This window comes from Erwinia pyri, assembly GCF_030758455.1.
Classification (GTDB): Bacteria; Pseudomonadota; Gammaproteobacteria; order Enterobacterales; family Enterobacteriaceae; genus Erwinia; species Erwinia pyri.
Genome location: NZ_CP132353.1, coordinates 2,090,058 through 2,108,817 on the forward strand (window position 1 = coordinate 2,090,058; position 18,760 = coordinate 2,108,817).

The window sequence follows — 18,760 nt, forward strand, 5'->3', positions numbered from 1 at the left end:
TGAACTTACCGACAACGCCGGATTTTTGGGTGGTACCACAGAGCACGTTAGCCGAGTGTATGCCGCAGGGATGCGGCATCCAAGCCCCCATGGACGGGTTCACGGCGCCTCGGATAACGTGCCCTATGGTGACGCCTTGCCACCATACCCGGTTTTGATCTTTCCGCTTATGCCTTATGGACCTTCAGGCCTGCCAGCGTCTGGCCCACCGGCATCATCTCCAGCGTGTTGATGTTGACATGCTTCGGCAACGTCGCCACCCAGTAAACGGCTTCGGTTACATCTTCTGGGGTTAATGGCTCAGCACCGTCATAAACGCTGCCTGCTTTGGCATCATCACCTTTGAAACGCACATTTGAAAACTCTGTTCCGCCTACCAGCCCCGGTTCAATATCGGTGACGCGCAGGGCAGTGCCGTGCAGATCGGTACGCAGATTCAGGCTGAACTGACGGACGAAAGCCTTGGTAGCGCCATACACGTTTCCACCAGCGTAAGGCCAGCTGCCAGCGATCGAACCGATGTTGATAATATGGCCGACATTTCTTTCCACCATGCCAGGCAGCACTGCGCGGGTCATGTACACCAGACCTTTATTATTGGTGTCGATCATCAATTCCCAGTCATCCAGGCTGGCCTTATGCGCCGGCTCAATGCCAAGCGCCAACCCTGCATTGTTCACCAGAACATCAATATTGCGCCATTCAGCAGGCAGACTTGCCAGCGCTTCTTCAATACCCGCACGATTGCGCACGTCCAGCTGCAGGGGATAGAGTGCATCGCCCAACTCCTCTTTTAATGCCTGAAGCCGCTCCTGACGACGGCCTGTCGCCACCACTTTATGCCCATGAGCAATGAACCGACGGGTGATGCTTTCTCCAAAGCCAGCGGTGGCACCGGTAACGAATACAATCATCTTACTGTTCCTCAACACATTTTGGATTTAAGTCACCATACCACTTCAAACCGAAGCTGATAAGGATGAAAAGGTTATCAATTATTGATAGAGGTAAAGCGCACGCCGATGGTGCATCACAGCGTTAAAACGCCTTAATAAGGTGCAGGATTTTCCCACGCCGCCGCTCTTTTTCATCACCGAAAGAATTGTTTCCGTAATGCAACCGTTTGCTAACGTAAGCAACCGTTTGCGCATACGTTTCCCTGCCGCCGCGCTCACAAAACAGGCTCTGAATAATTTAACTTACTGATAATTAACTATAATAATTGTCATATTGAACTGGCATAACAATTGCTACCTTATTTAAAGGTTTTAACCTGCATTTAACACCCGAGAGAGTAAAACTCTCTCCACAGGAATCGCTATGTCAGTTACCTATACTCAGGCACTTCGCGGCAGTTTTTTTGATATTACTGCGGTCGTGGATAATCCTCAGCAGTTGCCCGAGCATGCCCGTTATATTGAAGATGGTTTACTGCTGCTGAACGGCGGAGAGATCGTCTCCCTGCAGCCCTGGGAAGAGGGAAGCCGTCTGCTGCCTGAAGGGGCCGCCGTGCTGGACTATCGCGGTAAGCTCATCGTGCCGGGCTTTGTCGATACGCATATCCACTATCCGCAAACGGAGATGATTGGCGCCTATGGCGAGCAGCTGCTGGAGTGGCTACAGCAATATACCTTCCCGGTCGAGAGTCAGTATCACTGCCCGCAGCACTCGGCAAAAATGTCCGCATTCTTTCTGCATCAGTTGCTGAGCAACGGCACCACCACTGCACTGGTGTTTGGCACCGTGCATCCCGAATCCGTTGATGCCCTGTTCCACGCCGCCGATCGGCTTGGCATGCGCCTGATCGCCGGAAAAGTGATGATGGACCGCAATGCGCCGGACTATCTCACCGAAACGCCTGAACAAAGCTACCGGCAAACCCGCGAACTGATCCAACGCTGGCATAACCATGGCCGGCTCAGCTATGCGTTAACCCCACGCTTTGCGCCAACCTCTTCACCCGAGCTGCTCTCTAAAGTTCGTCAGCTAAAGGAGGAGTTTCCGGATACCTGGGTACACACCCACCTCAGCGAAAACCCACAGGAGGTAGAGTGGGTTAAATCGCTGTTCCCGGAACATAAGGGCTATCTGGACGTTTACCATCACTATCAGCTCACCGGCCCACGCAGCGTATTTGCCCACTGCATTCATCTTGAGGAAGAGGAGTGGGACTGCCTGCATCAGACCGATTCTGCCATCGCTTTTTGCCCTACCTCTAACCTGTTTCTGGGCAGTGGGCTGTTCAACCTGAAAACCTGCTGGGACAAAGGGGTGAAAATGGGCATCGGCACCGACGTGGGGGCAGGCACCACCTTTAATATGCTGCAAACGCTGGGCGAAGCTTACAAAGTCGGCCAGCTCCAGCGCTACAGGCTGGCGGCGTGCGAAGCGTTTTACCACGCCACGCTCGGTGGCGCGAAGGCGCTGAATTTGGAAAACCGCATCGGCAATTTTGCTGCGGGCAAAGAGGCGGACTTTGTGGTGCTGGATCCCGCTGTTTCGGCTCTGCAGCAGATGCGTTACGCCAACAGCCGGGATATCTGGGAAAAACTGTTTGTTCTGATGACACTGGGCGATGACCGAAACATCGCCGCCACCTGGGTTAACGGTGAATGCGTCTGGCAATCACACAGCGAGGAAAAAGCAGCATGATCCAATTCTTACTTAATCAGACGCTGGTGACAGAACACGCGCTGGATCCTAATCTCACCGTCCTGAATTATCTGCGCCAGAATCAACGGCGCTTCGGCACCAAGGAGGGATGTGCCTCTGGCGACTGCGGAGCCTGCACGGTCACGCTGGGCCGCGTTGAAAAAGGGGAGATGGTCTATGAAACGGCAAACAGCTGCCTGACGTTTGTCAGCAGCCTGCAGGGCAAACAGCTGATTACGGTGGAAGATCTCAGGCAGGGCGACAAGTTACATTCGGTTCAGCAGGCGATGGTGGATTGCCACGGTTCGCAATGCGGATTCTGTACGCCTGGCTTTGTTATGTCGCTTTTTACGCTGCAGAAAAACAGCAGCGGCTGGCAGCATAAAGAGGCGGAGCAGGCGCTGGCCGGTAACCTTTGCCGTTGTACAGGCTATCGTCCCATTGTTGATGCTGCCCGCCAGGCTTGTGAAAATCGGCAAGAGGACAGCTTCCGGCAGCAGGCGGCAGTCACCGCCAGACGTCTTACCGCGCTGAAAAATGGCGATCTGCAAACGCTGGCGTTCAACGGCAAGGCCTGCTTTATGCCTAAAACGGTGGCACAATTATCCCTGCTGCTGAAGGATAATCCTGAAGCGAAATTGCTGGCCGGGGGAACGGATCTGGCGCTACAGGTTACGCAGCAATATAAATCGCTGCCGGCGGTCATCGCGCTGGAGCAGATTGATGAACTGAAAGTCTGCCAGATTAATAAACATGAAATTGTGCTCGGCGCTGGTGCTTCACTGCATCACTGTTATCAGCTGCTGGCGGATGAGATCCCAGCTTTTTCCGCCATGCTGGAAAGGTTTGCCTCGTTACAGATTCGGCATCAGGGCACGCTGGGCGGGAACATCGCCAATGGCTCACCCATCGGCGACACGCCGCCGATGCTGTTGGCGCTGAATGCGACGCTGGAACTGCAGCAGGGTGATACTCTCCGTCGCCTGCCGCTGGAGAAATTCTTCCTGGCGTACCGGAAAACGGCGCTCAGGCAGGGGGAATTTATTCGCAACATCATCATTCCCAAGGTGACAACGTCACAAATATTTCAGGCATGGAAAGTCTCAAAACGGCTGGAAGATGATATTTCCGCCGTTTTTGCCGCTTTTATGATCGAAACTGATGAAGCGGGTGTGGTTACACAGGCGCGTATTGCCTTTGGCGGTATGGCTGAAACAGCCAGACGCGCAGCAAAGTGCGAGAATCAACTCAAAGGCAGAGCGCTTACCGCAGCCAGCGTCGAGCAGGCCTGCGCGGCGCTCTCTGAAGATTTCACGCCGTTAAGCGATTTCCGTGCCAGCGCGGATTACCGCCTGCAAATCGCAAAAAACCTGCTGCGCCGCTATCACGCCTCATGTTCTGGCGAACTCAATCTCCTGGAGGTATCACGCTATGTCTCATAATCGACCTGTTGTGGCTGAAGAGGTGATTGCAAGCCAGTACCGCGAGGGGATCCAGAGCGGCGTCGGCAAAAGCAACAAGCATGAAAGTGCGGAAAAACATGTCTCCGGCGAAGCTCTCTACATCGATGACAAGCTGGAGTTGCCCGGGATGCTGCACCTCTGTCCAAGGCTGAGTGAGCATGCCCATGCCCGCATTCTCTCTCTTGACGTAGAGCCTTGCTACGCCATACCGGGCGTGGTGCAGGTACTGACCTGGCAGCAGGTGCCGGGCGAGCTGGATATCGGACCGCTGGAGCCAGGCGACCCGTTGATGGCTAAAGATCTGGTGGAGTATGCAGGACAGGTGATCCTGGTCGTGGCGGCGGAAACGCCTGAAGCGGCACGTCTTGCAGCGGAAGCCGCCATCATCGAATATGAAATCCTTACGCCAATGCTGGACGTAAAAGAAGCGCTGGAAAAGCAGCATTTTGTGCAGCAGCCTCACGTGCATCAGCGCGGTGATGCTCTGGCTGCGCTCGACCGCGCCGTGCATCGCCTGCAGGGGGAATTCCATATCGGCGGGCAGGAGCATTTCTACCTGGAGACACAGATAGCGATGGTCATCCCTGGTGAAGATCGCTCTTTACAGGTCTTCTCCTCCACGCAAAATCCCACGGAAGTCCAGAAGCTGGTGGCCTCGGTGATGGGCATCACCATGAACAAAGTGACAATTGATATGCGTCGCATGGGGGGCGGTTTTGGCGGCAAAGAGACCCAGGCGGCGGGTGTGGCCTGCCTTTGCGCCGTAGCCGCCAGACTCACCAATCGCCCGGTAAAAATGCGCCTGGCGCGGCGGGATGACATGCGCATTACCGGCAAACGCCATCCGTTTTATGTGCGCTATGACGTAGGCGTGGATGAGGAGGGACGGTTCTGCGGGGTAAAAATCGATCTGGCGGGCAACTGTGGCTATTCGCTTGATCTTTCAGGCTCTATTATCGATCGCGCCATGTTCCACGCGGACAACGCCTATTATCTCGGCGATGCACTGATCACCGGTTATCGTTGCCGCACAAATCTGGCGTCCAACACCGCCTATCGCGGCTTTGGCGGACCGCAGGGAATGGTCGCCATTGAGCAGATTATGGATCATATCGCCCGCGAACTGCATCTTGATCCGCTGGAAGTGCGTAAGCGGAATTACTACGGCAAACATGAGCGTAACATCACGCATTATCACCAGCAGGTGCAAGACAACCTGCTGGAGGAGATGACAGAAACGCTGGAGGTCAGCGCCTCATATCAGGCACGTCGTGAAGAAATTACCGCATTCAATGCCGGCAGCCCCTATCTGAAGCGGGGATTAGCGTTAACGCCGGTAAAATTTGGCATCTCCTTTACCTCAAGCTTCCTGAATCAGGCGGGTGCGCTGCTGCTGATTTATACCGACGGCACGGTGCAGCTCAACCATGGCGGGACGGAGATGGGCCAGGGGCTGAACACCAAAGTTGCGCAAATTGTCGCTGAAGTGCTGCAAATCGATGTCGATCAGATCCAAATCACCGCTACCGATACCGGCAAAGTGCCTAATACCTCGCCCACCGCCGCCTCCAGCGGTACTGACCTCAACGGCAAGGCGGCGCAGAATGCCGCTGAAATTCTGCGTGACCGTCTGATCGACATGCTCTGCAATCTCTATCACTGTTCCCGCGATGAGGTGAACTTCAGTAACGGCATTGTCCGGGTCAAAGATCGGCACTTTACCTTCCCGGACGTGGCGCAGATGGCGTGGCTGAATCAGGTACCGCTTTCCGCAACCGGCTACTACAAGGTGCCTGGCATCCATTACGATCGCGAGGCGGGACGCGGTACGCCTTTCTACTATTTTGCATTTGGCGCCGCCTGCGTTGAAGTGATTATCGACACCTTAACGGGCGAATACCGCCTGCTTCGCGCTGATATTCTGCATGATGTAGGGGCCTCGCTGAACCCGGCAATTGATATTGGCCAGGTGGAAGGGGGATTTGTACAGGGCGTGGGCTGGCTCACCTGCGAGGAGCTGGTGTGGAACGAGCAGGGTCGACTGATGACCGACGGACCGGCCAGCTACAAAATTCCGGCAATTGGCGATGTACCTGCCGATATGCGGGTCACGCTGGTCGAAAATCGTAAAAACCCTAAGGATACGGTATTTCACTCGAAAGCCGTTGGGGAGCCGCCGTTTATGCTGGGGATAGCGGCCTGGTGCGCCCTGCAGGACGCGGTCTCCAGCGTCAGTGAGTATCAGCAGCATCCTCTGCTGGATGCGCCCGCCACGCCTGAGAGAGTCTTCTGGGGAGCAGAGCGGCTGAGAAAGGAGGGCGTGAATGCGATCGGATGACTGGATAGCCGTGCTGGCAAAATTACGCGAAAAGCGTGAGCCATGTGTTCTGCTGACCGTGCTGGAGGAAAAAGGCTCGGTGCCGCGCGATCGCGGCAGCAAAATGGTGGTCACGGCGGACAAAACATATCTGACCATCGGCGGCGGGCATCTGGAGTTTCACTCTGTCGCTATCGCCAGAAAAATGCTGGCGGAGCGCCATTCCCATCCGCTAAGCGAACAGTTCAACCTGGGGGCAAGGCTGGGGCAGTGCTGCGGCGGAATGACCACGGTGTTTTTTGAACCGCTGATTCAGGTTCAACCGCAGATTGCGGTGTTTGGTGCCGGGCATGTTGGCCAGGCGCTGGTTAATCTGCTCTCTACGTTACCCTGTCACGTTTTTTGGGTGGATGAACGGCGTGAGCAGTTCACGCATGTGCCGGATAACGTTACCGTATGCTGTCTGGAAGATCCTGTGGATCAGGTGAGCCTGATGCCAGCGGCAAGTTACTTCGTGGTGATGACTCACCATCATCCGCGTGATTTTGAGCTGTGCGAAGCCATTCTTAAGCGGGGTGATTTCCACTATTTCGGCATGATCGGCTCGGCAACCAAGCGCCAGCGTTTTGACTATCGCCTTGAGGGCAAAGGCTTCAGTCGCGAGCAGCTTGACCGACTGCGTTGCCCGATAGGGCTGGCAGATGTCACCGGCAAATTGCCTGCTGAGATTGCCGTGGCGGTAGCGGGTGAAATAATCGCAACCTATCAACGGGCTGCTGTTAAAGCTGAGTAAATTGTTAATACTAAACAAAAAAGGCCGCCTACTGGGCGGCCTTTTCAGGTGCTGTCTATAAACTAATCGTTATTTGTACAGCTCTGCAGTCATCTACACGCCGTTATTCCACATTACCCCGCTCCAGAGCGCACAGAACCGTCTCCGGGTAATGTGCCTTATTCGGTTATTTTGGTGAAAAATTCTTCACCAAAAACCTGAAATTTTTCTGCGCCATGCCGATATCAGTAATATTAATCAATCACAGTGGTAAATCATCTATGAAAGTATCGACCCGTCTTGCCGGAGGCTTCGGCCTCATGGTGTTGCTGTTAGCGCTTTGTGCCGGGGTGGCCATAAATTCCCTGAACCATGCCCGGGAAGATATGAACGACGTAGTTAACGTCAAGATGAAGAAATATCAGCTCATCCTTGATATGCGCGGCAGCGTGCGGGATTTAGCCATTGCGGTGCGCAACCTGGCGCTGCTGAGTGATCTGAAGGATATGCAGCCTGAGTGGGAGCGAGTGCAGAAACAGAAACAGCTTTTCATCCATAACCGCGAAGAGCTGGCGCAGATGATACAGAGAAATGCGGTGCCGGCTGAAACGGCGGCGTTCAGTAAAATCCTCGAAAGAGAAGGACCCGCAATGTCTGGCTTTGAAAAGGCGGCTCAGCTCGGGCTTCAGAACCTGCAGCAGGAGACGGTTCCCTACCTGTTGAATGTGTCCCGCCCGACGCAGCGGGCGCTGCAGGATGCACTTAATGCCATGACGGCTATACAGATGCAGAATGCCAGCGGAGCCATGGAAGAGAGCAGTAACGAAAGTCTGGATGCCACTATTTTGCTTGCCGTACTGGTTGCCGTCTCTGTTCTGTTCGCAGCGGGTATTGGCTTTATGACCCTGCGGGTGCTGATGCGTCAACTGGGCGGTGAACCGGCGCAGGCGCAGGCCATGGCAGCGGCGATCGCTGAAGGAGACCTGACCTCACGCATGACGCTGCGTAATGGCGACACCATGAGCCTGCTGGCATCGCTGGCCAGGATGCAGAGCGGACTCGGAGAGATGGTAAAGCAGATTAAAGAGGCCTCAACATCCGTTGCGCTTGCCTCCGATGAAATTGCCCGGGGTAATACCGAGCTTTCAGCCCGAACCGAGCAGCAGGCCGCGGCGCTTCAGGAGACTGCCGCCAGCATGGAACAGTTGACTGCCACAGTGAAAAGCAATACCGCAGGTGCCAGTCATACGGCGGGCTCGGCCCGTGAAGCCGCGGTGCTGGTGAGGGATGGCGAAGAAAACGTGCGCAAAATGACAAAAACCATGGCTGATATTTCATTGAGCGCCGCGAAGGTCGGAGAGATTACCGGAACCATCGAGAGCATTGCGTTTCAGACCAATATTCTTGCTCTCAATGCTGCGGTAGAGGCTGCCCGCGCCGGTGAGCAGGGTCGCGGATTTGCTGTAGTGGCCAGTGAGGTGCGTACTCTGGCACAGCGCAGTGCAACGGCAGCCAGGGACATTAAGGGGCTGATTGAGGCGACAACCATGCGGGTAAATGAGGGTGTGACGGTAGCCGAAAGCACGGCGGAAAATATCTTGTGTGTGGTGGCGCGAGTCAGCGATCTGGCCGGGGCGATGGATGAAATTGCGCTGGCGTCAAACGAACAGATGCAGGGCATTTCTCAGGTTACCGTGGCCGTTGGCCAGATGGATGGCGTGACCCAGAGCAACGCCGCACTGGTGGAAGAGTCAACCACGGCTTCACAGTCGCTTGCGGAGCAGGTACATGCGCTGCGGGGAATGGTGGATACATTCCGCATCTGAAAATGAGCTTCCGCCCATGCTCTCCGGGTGGAAAAGTACAGGGTCAGGCAGCAAGGCTGACCCGTGTAACTCCCCCGTCTTTCATCAGAGCCGATGAGTCAATGACGCACTCAACTTGTAACCCTGCCATTCATAAATTACGCTTCAGTATAATAGTGCAACGGGAAAACCGCATTTGAACACTCATTCAGGCAACTCCTCCTCTCCGCTGATGCGCACTGCCCTGGGCAAAAGTATGGCGGTGTTTTTGTTTATAACGGCTCTGGCCGTCACGGGAACTAACGCCTGGTCACTCTGGAATGGCTGGCAACACAGGTTGGCAGAGCGTGAGGATGATGCCCGTAACCTCTCCGTCTCGCTGGCGAAGCAGGCAGGGGATGCCTTTCTTCAGGTAGACATCACGCTGGCTGATGCAGTCAGGCAGCTCAGACAGAACGGGATAAGTTATGCCGCCACGCCCGCTTTTACCCGCCAGATCAGGGAGCAGCACGGTAAACTTCCCCAGCTGCACGGCCTCTTTATCTACGATGTGAAGGGTAACTGGGTTGCCACGTCGGGGAACTATGTTCCGGCTAAGGCCAGCAATGCGGATCGGGATTACTTTATCTGGCACCGCACTCACACCGGTACGGAAGTACTTGTCAGTCACGTCATCCGCAGCCGCTCTACGGGTGACCTGGTCATTCCGGTCTCCGTGCGGCTGAACGACGAAGCAGGTAACTTTGCCGGTGTTGCGCTGGCCACGGTGAAGGTCGACTATTTCAGGCAGTACTACAGTTATTATACGCTGGGTGACCGCGACGTACTGGGCCTTATTCTGGCCGATACTACTGTGCTCTATATCCGCCCCATGCCGGATTCGGTCATCAACCAGAGTCTTTCTGCCAGCCCGCTGTTCAGGACTGCACTTAAAGCCTCTGACAGTGGCAGCGCAACGTGGCGCTCGGCGCTGGACGGTATTGACCGTATTTACGGCTACGCCCGTCTTCAGCAGTATCCGCTGATCGTCACAGCCGGTTATGAGCGTGACAGAATATGGAAGGAGTGGCTGACTGCGAATATGACTGATGCTCTGCTTAATCTCGTATTGCTGGTGATGATAACGGGCATGGGAATTTTCGTGCTGAAGCAGGTCAGGGCCAACGTCAGGAATCAGATTGAACTGACCCAGGTCAGGGATGAGCTGACTACCATCAATCATACGTTGCAGTCACTGGCTCTGATTGACGGCCTGACCGGCCTGGCCAACCGCAGGCAGTTTGACGCAGTCCTTGAACAGGCTCAGCTGCGATCCAAAAAATCTGGTGAGCCCCTGTCGCTGATTATGATAGATATCGATTATTTCAAGCGTTATAACGACACCTATGGACATGTGGCGGGCGACATGTGCCTGAAGAGAGTCGGTGGATTACTGAAGGGGGTCACGCACCGTCATGCTGATTTGGTGGCGCGCTACGGCGGCGAAGAATTTGCCATTATTCTCCCCTTTACCAGCGCACCTGATGCCAGACTGATGGCCGAGCTGGCCGTCAAGAGTGTCAGGGAGGCAGGCATTGCTCACACCACCACGGAGCTTCCCGGCCAGGTCGTCACCATCAGTGCCGGATACTGTACGATAATTTCCGATGGTCAGGAGGGGGAAGCGGAGCGGCTGAAGGAAAGGGCGGACAAGGCGCTTTACGAAGCAAAGCGCAGCGGACGCAATTGTGTTCAGGGAGAAACCTGACCTGGCAAACAGCCAGGCCAATGTTAACCGGCATTTAAATCGTCAGCCTGCCTGCGGAGATTGCCGTAGGGGTAGCGGGTGAAATAATCGCAACCTGTCAACGCGCTGCTGTTAAAGCTAAGTAATTCGTTAATACTAAACAAAAAAGGCCGCCCAGTGGGCGGCCTTTTCAGGTACTGTCTTAAAACTAACCGTTATTTGTACAGCTCTGCAGTCATGTACACACCGTTATTGGTATAGGCGCTGGTGATTTTGTACTGGTCGCCGTGCTGTTGTGCCTGTGCGGCGATTTTGGCTTCAGCACCGTCCAGCGTTGAGGCGGTAGCGGAAACGCTCTGGGCGAAACTACCAAATGAGATCAGCGAGAGAGCGGCTACAGCAGCAAGTGACAGAGTTTTCATGGTTTTCATGGTCATAATCCTTCATTTGTATGGTGAGGAGGCTGTACGCCTCCGATGAAAATATTATACCCCTGGTTACTATTAACTTGCTAACTATTGGTGTGATAGGATGCGCCAATAAAAATCTTGATTTAAGGCCGCCTGGTTTGTATTTAACAATCTTCCTGCGCATTTTCAGCTTCGTTGTATTGTTAAAGCCCTGACAGGGATTTATCAGAGGGAGTTTTTGTGTACACACCCGTTTCATTAGAAGAACTTGGTCCACGTATAGCTATTATGGGCCCTTCAAACAGCGGAAAATCAACGCTGGCTGACGCTATTTCTCGCAAGAGGGCGTTGCCAGTGGTTCATCTCGATCAGCTTTATCACCTTCCTGACACCAACTGGATCCCCCGTGACCAGTCAGAATTCTTTCGCTTACATAGCAATGCTGTCAGCCAGGAACAATGGATCATGGAGGGTAACTATACGAAATGCATAGAGGAGCGACTCGCCCGGGCTACGGGAATGATCCTGCTGGATGTGCCGGTAACGCTGGGCCTGCTGCGATACATTCGCAGATGCTACTCATCTTCTCCCAGGATTGGCGGTCTCAGAGCAGGTCGGGAAAATATTACCTGGGAGATGATTAAATACATTACTTTAGTGGCTCCTCAAAACCGTCTGCGCCACAAGATGTTGTACAATCGCGTCAATCTTCCAAAGCTGCTGCTGATGTCTCCTCAGGATGTTAAAGCTTGTCTTAAACGTTGGGATTTACAGATATAAACGAATCGCTTAGCTATTAGGGTATGACGGCTAACGTAGAATATTTTGTGCTTCACACCCTGAGGTCTGCTTATGCCCGTTATGTTTTATAAAAATCCTCACACTTAATTTTAGGTGCGCCTAATTTAAGGGAAAGGAGGTAGGCCGTATCTTTCATTAATTTACCTGTACCACTGGTACGCATCGACTGTGTTAAACGTGATGAAGGGCCGGTTAATGCCAGAGCCGCAAGCAGTTTGTTACCCTCGCCAAATACCGGTAGCGAGAAAGCGGCAATATGCGGATCGCGTATTCCGGAAGTGAAAAGCGGCAACTCTGGGGCGGAGGCGAACAGCGGTTCGTTAAGCCCCCAATAGCGAAGCACCTGTCCAATTGCTGAATTGTCCAGCGGCAAAAATGTCCCGGGTAAACGTGTTTCCCGTAGCCCTTCTGATGGCTCAGCTCTGAACAGGCAAAGCCTTTGACCGTTTTCAATCACATACCATGTGGCGCTTTCGCCCGTTGCAGTAGCCAGCGCATGGAGTTCAGGCTGAACAATACTGGCCAGATGAAAGGACTGTTCATAAAGCTTACCCAGATAAAGCAGTCTCGGACCCAGTGTGTAGACTCCGTTGTCGCGCCTGATAACGTAGTTCATGCGTTCAAGTGAGTTCATAAGACGATAGACCGTCGTTTTATGGTAACCCGAAAGTTGAGCAAGCGCGGTGAGCGTTAACGATTCTTCGCCTGGCTTGAAACAATCCAGTAACGCCAGCGCTTTTTCTACGGCAATTACGCCTTCATTACCCATCAGTATCTTCTCCTGTTTGCAACGATAGAGAGTTTACCGTGCAATTTGTGATTCACATCTTATTTACATTACAAAGGCACGCTTAATGCTGGCATGACCTGAAATACCCCTTATAGTAATTTTATATCGTACACCATAGTTGTACCAGGTAAAACAATACAGAGGTCATTTATGCCACATTCAGATAATAACTTCATCAGACGCGACATTATCCGTATTGCTCCGGAACTGGTAAAACAAGCTGCGGAATACCAGGCCGCGATTCTGGCGGATGTAGCGGGGCGTCGCGGTACGCTGCACGGCCGCATAAAACCGGTCGCTCCCACTATGAAAGTTGCCGGCCCTGCAATCACCGTTGAGGTCCGGCCCGGAGATAACCTGGCGATTCATGCGGCGCTCGCTATTGCTCAGCCCGGCGATGTCATCGTGGTTGACGGCAAAGGTGATATCAGTTGCGCCCTGATTGGCGAGATCATGTCCACACAGGCAGAAGCATCAGGTATTGCAGGCATCATTATCGATGGGGCAGTACGTGACGCCGACGCTCTGTGTGAAAACGGCTTCCCGGTCTTCTCGGCGGGCCTGAATCCTTGTGGCCCGACAAAATCTGTGGCGGGACGCGTTAACTATCCTGTCTCCGTTGCTGGTGCGGCGATCCAGCCTGGCGATCTGATCATCGGTGATGTTGATGGCGTGGTGGTACTGCCGCGTGAAGCCGTGCCTGCTCTGCTGGAACTGGCGAAGAAAAAGCTGGATGCCGAAACCCGGCGTATTGCGGCCATTCGTGATGGCGATGTCCGCGCCCCGTGGTTAGAAAAGACCCTGCTTACCGCTGGCATGCTGGTCGAAGGAGAGGATCTCTAATGACAACTTCTCATCCAGTGATTTTAGTGACCGGCAGCGATTTGGCGCAGGAAGCGCTGAACCTGCTGAAAGATTTTGAGATTATTTACGCAGGCAAACAACCCAGCGAAGAGGATTTATGTCAGCTGTGCCAGCAGCATGACCCTGTGGCGATTATCGTTCGTTACGGAAAAGTCAACGCCCGCATTATGGATGCAGCACCTCGCCTGCGGGTGATTTCCAAACACGGCAGCGGCATTGATGTTATCGATCAAAGAGCTGCCGCTGAGCGCCATATTAGCGTCCAGTCCGCGCCCGGAGCTAATGCGGCGGCGGTGGCAGAACATGCCTGGGCGATGATATTAGCCTGCGCCAAGGCGGTGCTTCCGCTCGATCGCCGTATGCGTGAGGGATATTGGGACAAATCGACCCATAAGTCTGTTGAGCTTGAGGGCAGAATGCTGGGTTTAATCGGGCTTGGCGCCATTGGCGGACGCGTGGCCCGCATTGGCACAGCGTTCGGAATGAAAGTGATTGCCTATGATCCCTTTGCCAAAACTTTTCCCGACCAGTGCGAGTCTTCCTCGCTTGAGGCCTTGCTGCAACAGGCAGATGTCATTTCCTTACACTGTCCGCTCACCGAGCAGACAAAACATATGCTCAACAGTGAAACGCTGGCACTGTGTAAAAAAGGGGGGATTTTAGTCAATACTGCACGCGGTGGCCTGATTGACGATCGGGCGCTGTTAGCTGCCCTGGCTGACGGCACTCTCAGCTGGGCTGCGTTGGACAGCTTTGCTACAGAACCCCTCACTGCACCGCATCTCTGGCAGTCCATCGATAATGTCATCCTGTCACCCCATATTGGCGGCGTAAGTGACAATTCCTACGTGAAAATGGGCACGGCTGCGGCAAGTAACGTTCTGAAAGTGTTGGCAGAATCCTTTAATAGTCAGGATGCTCAGCCATGACCTTTCTCACTCAACCAACGCTACGCGAAATGACGCTATTCAGTCGGCTTCCCGATCGGTTTCGTCAGCCCGATAAAAACAATCCCTGGTCTCTGGCTAACCGGGGCGGAGAGGCGGTGGACTCATTTCTGGAGGGGCCGGTATGGCACCCTTCGGGTTGCCTGTACGTGACGGACATTCCCTATGGACGCATTTTCAAAGTGGATATGCAGGGCAACTGGGAACTGATTGTCCAGTATGAAGGCGAGCCAAACGGTATGAAGCTGGTTGCGGAAGAGACGCTGATAATTACCGATTACCGCAATGGATTACTAAAACTTTCATTGAAAGAGCGGACGGTCACTCCGCTGCTGGCGCGCCGTAATAGCGAAAGCTTTCGCGGCGTCAATGATTTGACGACGGATAGCAAGGGCAATCTCTTTTTTACGGATCAGGGTCAGACTGGATTACATGACCCAACTGGCCGCGTTTACCGCTTGTCACCCCGCGGTAAGTTAGATTTATTGCTGGATAACTGCCCAAGCCCGAATGGGCTGGTCTTATCGCCAGATGAAAAAATTCTCTATGTTGCCATGACGCGCGGTAATGCTATCTGGCGTTGCCCGTTACAGCAGGATGGGTCAGTGAGCAAAGTAGGGCAGTTTTTTTCCTCACATGGCCCAAGCGGTCCCGATGGGATTACCGTCAATGCCGAAGGCGAATTACTGATCGCTAATCCAGGCCTGGGACGCATCTGGCACTTGAATGACCTGGCCGAACCGGTGGAAATCCTTGTTAGTCCGCTGGGGAGATCGACCACCAACCTCTGCTATGGCGGCAATAATCTGTGCGAGCTGTTCGTAACCGAGTCCGTTTCGGGCGCTATTTTGACCAGCACTCTGTCAACACCCGGTAAATCCCTTCCCATCCCATCCGTCTTCAACCCTCGATAATAAAGTTGCGTCTTCCGGACGCGCTGGAGATCGTCATGACCCTGCAGACTTCTACTGAAAATAATATGGTGCAACTGCCGGACCCACCCGGTGTGGCTGATACGATGAACAGGCAGGATTTCACTCTCAGTGAAGCCGCCGCTAAGAAAGCCTTTAAGCGGATATTGCCGTTCATTTTTATCTGTTATGTCGTGAGTTATCTGGACCGGACTAATGTCAGTTTCGCCGCATTAGGCATGAACAGTGATTTAGGTATAACCGCGGAGCAATTTGGCTTTGGTGCCGGGATGTTCTTTATCGGTTACTTCCTGTTTGAAATCCCCAGTAACCTGATCATGCAAAAAGTCGGCGCGCGTATCTGGATAGCCCGCATCATGATCTCATGGGGCATTATTTCCATGGCGACGGCCTTTGTTACCGGCCCGGTCAGTTTTGCCTTCGCGCGTTTCCTGCTGGGCGTTGCGGAAGCCGGATTTACGCCTGGCATCTATCTCTTTTTTACCTACTGGTTTCCCGGAACCTGGCGCGCCAAAATCACGGCGGCATTTTTAGTCGGCATTCCTGTCGCCAATATTATAGGCGCGCCCATCTCTGGCGCACTGATGCAGATAACGCACCACGAACACATTCGCAACTGGCAGTGGCTGTTGCTGATTGAAGGGGTGCCAGCGGTAATACTGGGCATCATGTGCCTCTTTTTCCTTAGCGATAAGCCAGAAAAAGCCAGCTGGCTTAATGACAGTGAGAAAGAGTCACTGAGAAGACGCCTGGATACAGAGCAGAACAAGATTGCGGCCTCGCATGGATCCAGCCTGCGGGATGCCCTGAAAAACCCGCTGCTTTATCTGCTGGCGTTTATTAACTTCTGTGGGATTGTCGGTTCAATTGGCGTTGGTCTCTGGATGCCGCAAATAATAAAACAGCTTGGGGTCAGCCATACTCAAACCGGTTTCCTTACCGCTATTCCTTATATCTGTGGTGCGGTAAGTATGCTGCTGTGGGCACAACGCGCTAATCGCGCTAAAAACCGTATTGCGTGGATCGGTGGTGCATTAGCGATTGCGTCAATTGCCCTTGCGTGTAGCGCGGTCGTGGATGAGCCGGTATTAAAAATGATCGCACTTTGCTTTACGGTGAGCGGCATTCTCTCTTTCCAGGCGTCATTTTGGGCGCTGCCTTCCGGGTTTCTGACGGGAAGCGCCGCTGCAGGCGGTCTGGCGATGATTGTCTCAATTGGGAATCTGGGCGGCTTTTTTGGCCCTTCGCTGATTGGCTATATTAAACAAATGACGGAAGGTTTTATGTGGCCGCTGCTGGCCGTTTCTGCTGTGTTGTTAACAGGGGCAATCGCCATTGCCTTTGTAAAAGATCCTTATCGCACTCTCTGATGAATTAATGTCAGCACGGTAAAAACGTGCTGACATTCTGGTCACAGTTATTAGGTTCTTTCCTTATTCTCTCCAGCCGCTTCGCGCAACTTCTCTTATAATGTCAGCCCCTTACAGCCGCCATCATGCCCTTTTAATTACGGTTGAGAGAGAAAGATAAGAGAAGTTTCCTGCAGGCGCTAAGATAAGAGCCTGCAGGCTTCGTTAAGTTATTTGCTCACCGGGGAAGGGCTATGTTCAACTTCGATTTTCACCTCTTTTTTACGGCCCATGATGAGCACTGCGATGCCACCAATACCACACAGGATAGCCAGCGGTACCATGGCAAGGGTATGGCTGCCGGTGGCCTGGTTGATGATGCCGTAGACGTTAACCATCACGCCACCCCCAATCAGGTTAGCCATTGCGCCAATGGCTGCAAGACCTGCGGCAGCGGTAGTGGAAGACATCCAGCCAGATGCCAGCGCCCAGAAAGGACCTTTCATCGAATAGGCGCCTATTAACACCAGCGACAGAATAACAACGCTGCCCGTCAGGCTGTTGGTGATAAAGGCTGACAGCAGCCCCCCTGCGATTAAAAACAGCGTTAATGCAGTGTGCCAGCGGCGTTCGCCGCTACGGTCAGAACTTCTGCCCCATACAATCATCAACACAGAAGCCAGGCCGTAAGGAATTGCATTCACCAGCCCTGTTGTGACGTTATCCAGGCCGAATGATTTAAGCAGTTGCGGAGACCAGACGCTCAGCGTTGAACCCGCCGCTGAGGCGCCTGCATAAATCAGCGCCATCACCCAGATATGTTTATGACGTAGCAACTGCCATAAAGAGATATGACCGATTGCTTTCTTTTTAGCGTTTTCCGCCTCAAGCGTGGCATTCAGCCACTCTTTTTGTTCGCTGTTTAACCAACTGGCATTGGCTGGGCGATTGCTCAACATAAAGAAAGCGGCAATACCCAGAATAATCGCCGGAATACCTTCAAGGATAAATAACCAGTGCCAGCCGCGCATGCCGTACCAGCCATCTAATGACAAAATAAGACCTGAGATAGGGGAGCCGATAAAATTCGCTGCCGGGATGGCGACCATAAAGGTGGCAATCACGCGCGCACGGTATTTACCCGGAATCCAGTAAGTGAGATAAAGAATAACGCCAGGAAAGAATCCTGCTTCAGCCGCCCCCAATAAGAAGCGTAACAGATACAGCATATTGGCACTTTCGACGAAAGCAGTACAAACCGAGACAATGCCCCAGGAGACCATGATGCGAGAGATCCAAATTTTGGCACCAATTTTCTGCATCGCAAGGTTGCTGGGCACTTCAAACAGAAAATAACCCACAAAAAACAGGCTGCTTGCCAGACCAAAAACCGCTTTAGAGAGACCTAAATCTTCGTTCATCTGCAGCGATGCCATACCGATATTACCGCGATCGATAATCGCAATCAGATAACAGACGATCAGAAAGGGCAAAATGCGCCAGACCACCTTCTTGACGGTCTGCTGCTCAATATCGGCAGAGAAAGTAGGGGTGTGCTTTTTCTCAGACATGATGATCCTCACAATTTTTCATGGCTTTACGTGATAAGCGTAAAATGCTTTTGTTTTACTGTGTAAAACTTGAGTGTATTCAGTAAAACCATTATTACGATAATCTTTCCCGCCTGCCTGAAGATGTAATCAGATTGTGTCTATTGTCACAAAAAGGTGTCTGGTACTTATCGTTTATGTGATGAGTATGGTTTTTCAGGGCGAGCGGATGCGCTCAGGCGATCGGGACAGCTGCCCCACGGAAAGCAACTGCTAAGCAGCCACAAAAATAAAACATTTCTTATAAATACCGGGCGAATTAATAGATTTTATTAAAACAGAGTAATTCCAATTCTTTATAGGGCTGAGTATCTGGAGGAAA

Annotated in this window: 15 protein-coding genes; 11 read left to right on the plus strand and 4 right to left on the minus strand. The window is 53.1% G+C overall.

Annotated elements, in window-relative coordinates:
• Window positions 1-167: 167 nt before the first annotated feature.
• On the minus strand, window positions 168-914 hold the full coding sequence (gene ydfG / locus Q3V30_RS09725; protein ID WP_306212773.1) for a bifunctional NADP-dependent 3-hydroxy acid dehydrogenase/3-hydroxypropionate dehydrogenase YdfG: 747 nt from the start codon (window positions 912-914) through the stop codon (window positions 168-170).
• 406 nt (window positions 915-1,320) lie between these two features.
• On the opposite strand from ydfG, the gene guaD reads away from it, so the two are divergent.
• From guaD to Q3V30_RS09755, 6 genes are all read left to right on the plus strand, one after another.
• The gene (gene guaD / locus Q3V30_RS09730) at window positions 1,321-2,652 is read left to right on the plus strand and encodes a guanine deaminase (RefSeq protein WP_306212774.1); all 1,332 of its coding nucleotides are present in this window, start codon (window positions 1,321-1,323) and stop codon (window positions 2,650-2,652) included.
• Entirely contained in the window at window positions 2,649-4,094 is a 1,446-nt protein-coding gene (xdhA, locus tag Q3V30_RS09735) for a xanthine dehydrogenase small subunit (RefSeq protein ID WP_306212775.1), read from the plus strand. Before guaD ends, xdhA begins: the two co-directional genes overlap by 4 nt.
• On the plus strand, window positions 4,084-6,453 hold the full coding sequence (xdhB, locus tag Q3V30_RS09740; protein ID WP_306212776.1) for a xanthine dehydrogenase molybdopterin binding subunit: 2,370 nt from the start codon (window positions 4,084-4,086) through the stop codon (window positions 6,451-6,453). Before xdhA ends, xdhB begins: the two co-directional genes overlap by 11 nt.
• Window positions 6,440-7,225, plus strand: a complete 786-nt coding sequence (xdhC, locus tag Q3V30_RS09745; protein WP_306212777.1) for a xanthine dehydrogenase accessory protein XdhC — start codon at window positions 6,440-6,442, stop codon at window positions 7,223-7,225. Before xdhB ends, xdhC begins: the two co-directional genes overlap by 14 nt.
• Before the next feature lie 260 nt (window positions 7,226-7,485).
• Window positions 7,486-9,030 (plus strand): methyl-accepting chemotaxis protein, encoded by a 1,545-nt coding sequence (locus Q3V30_RS09750; protein ID WP_306212778.1) that lies wholly within the window; start codon window positions 7,486-7,488, stop codon window positions 9,028-9,030.
• Window positions 9,031-9,241: 211 nt separating this feature from the next.
• Window positions 9,242-10,756 carry a sensor domain-containing diguanylate cyclase gene (locus Q3V30_RS09755; RefSeq protein WP_428979258.1) on the plus strand — a complete coding sequence of 505 codons (1,515 nt, stop codon included), beginning with the start codon at window positions 9,242-9,244 and terminating at the stop codon, window positions 10,754-10,756.
• 194 nt (window positions 10,757-10,950) lie between these two features.
• Here the strand turns inward: Q3V30_RS09755 and Q3V30_RS09760 are convergent, their stop codons facing one another.
• Window positions 10,951-11,166: a YdgH/BhsA/McbA-like domain containing protein gene (locus tag Q3V30_RS09760; protein ID WP_306212780.1), complete on the minus strand. Its 216-nt coding sequence runs from the start codon at window positions 11,164-11,166 to the stop codon at window positions 10,951-10,953.
• Between the two features lie 219 nt (window positions 11,167-11,385).
• Between Q3V30_RS09760 and Q3V30_RS09765 the strand changes: the two genes are divergently transcribed.
• Window positions 11,386-11,925 carry a P-loop NTPase family protein gene (locus Q3V30_RS09765; protein ID WP_306212782.1) on the plus strand — a complete coding sequence of 180 codons (540 nt, stop codon included), beginning with the start codon at window positions 11,386-11,388 and terminating at the stop codon, window positions 11,923-11,925.
• Window positions 11,926-12,004: 79 nt separating this feature from the next.
• Here Q3V30_RS09765 and Q3V30_RS09770 read toward each other — a convergent pair whose 3' ends face one another.
• On the minus strand, window positions 12,005-12,715 hold the full coding sequence (locus Q3V30_RS09770; RefSeq protein WP_306212783.1) for an IclR family transcriptional regulator: 711 nt from the start codon (window positions 12,713-12,715) through the stop codon (window positions 12,005-12,007).
• Window positions 12,716-12,886: 171 nt separating this feature from the next.
• On the opposite strand from Q3V30_RS09770, the gene Q3V30_RS09775 reads away from it, so the two are divergent.
• The 4 genes from Q3V30_RS09775 (at window position 12,887) to Q3V30_RS09790 (ending at window position 16,849) form a co-directional block, all read left to right on the plus strand.
• Entirely contained in the window at window positions 12,887-13,579 is a 693-nt protein-coding gene (locus tag Q3V30_RS09775; protein WP_306212785.1) for an RraA family protein, read from the plus strand.
• Window positions 13,579-14,529 (plus strand): NAD(P)-dependent oxidoreductase, encoded by a 951-nt coding sequence (locus Q3V30_RS09780; RefSeq protein ID WP_306212786.1) that lies wholly within the window; start codon window positions 13,579-13,581, stop codon window positions 14,527-14,529. The genes Q3V30_RS09775 and Q3V30_RS09780 overlap by 1 nt, the downstream gene beginning before the upstream one ends.
• Window positions 14,526-15,461, plus strand: coding sequence for an SMP-30/gluconolactonase/LRE family protein (locus Q3V30_RS09785; protein ID WP_306212788.1), 936 nt, complete (start codon window positions 14,526-14,528; stop codon window positions 15,459-15,461). The genes Q3V30_RS09780 and Q3V30_RS09785 overlap by 4 nt, the downstream gene beginning before the upstream one ends.
• 65 nt (window positions 15,462-15,526) lie before the next feature.
• The gene (locus tag Q3V30_RS09790; RefSeq protein WP_306213165.1) at window positions 15,527-16,849 is read left to right on the plus strand and encodes an MFS transporter; all 1,323 of its coding nucleotides are present in this window, start codon (window positions 15,527-15,529) and stop codon (window positions 16,847-16,849) included.
• A 209-nt stretch (window positions 16,850-17,058) separates the two neighbouring features.
• Here Q3V30_RS09790 and Q3V30_RS09795 read toward each other — a convergent pair whose 3' ends face one another.
• A complete protein-coding gene (locus Q3V30_RS09795; protein WP_306212790.1) occupies window positions 17,059-18,399 on the minus strand; it encodes an MFS transporter in 1,341 nt (446 codons plus the stop codon).
• Window positions 18,400-18,760 lie beyond the last annotated feature (361 nt).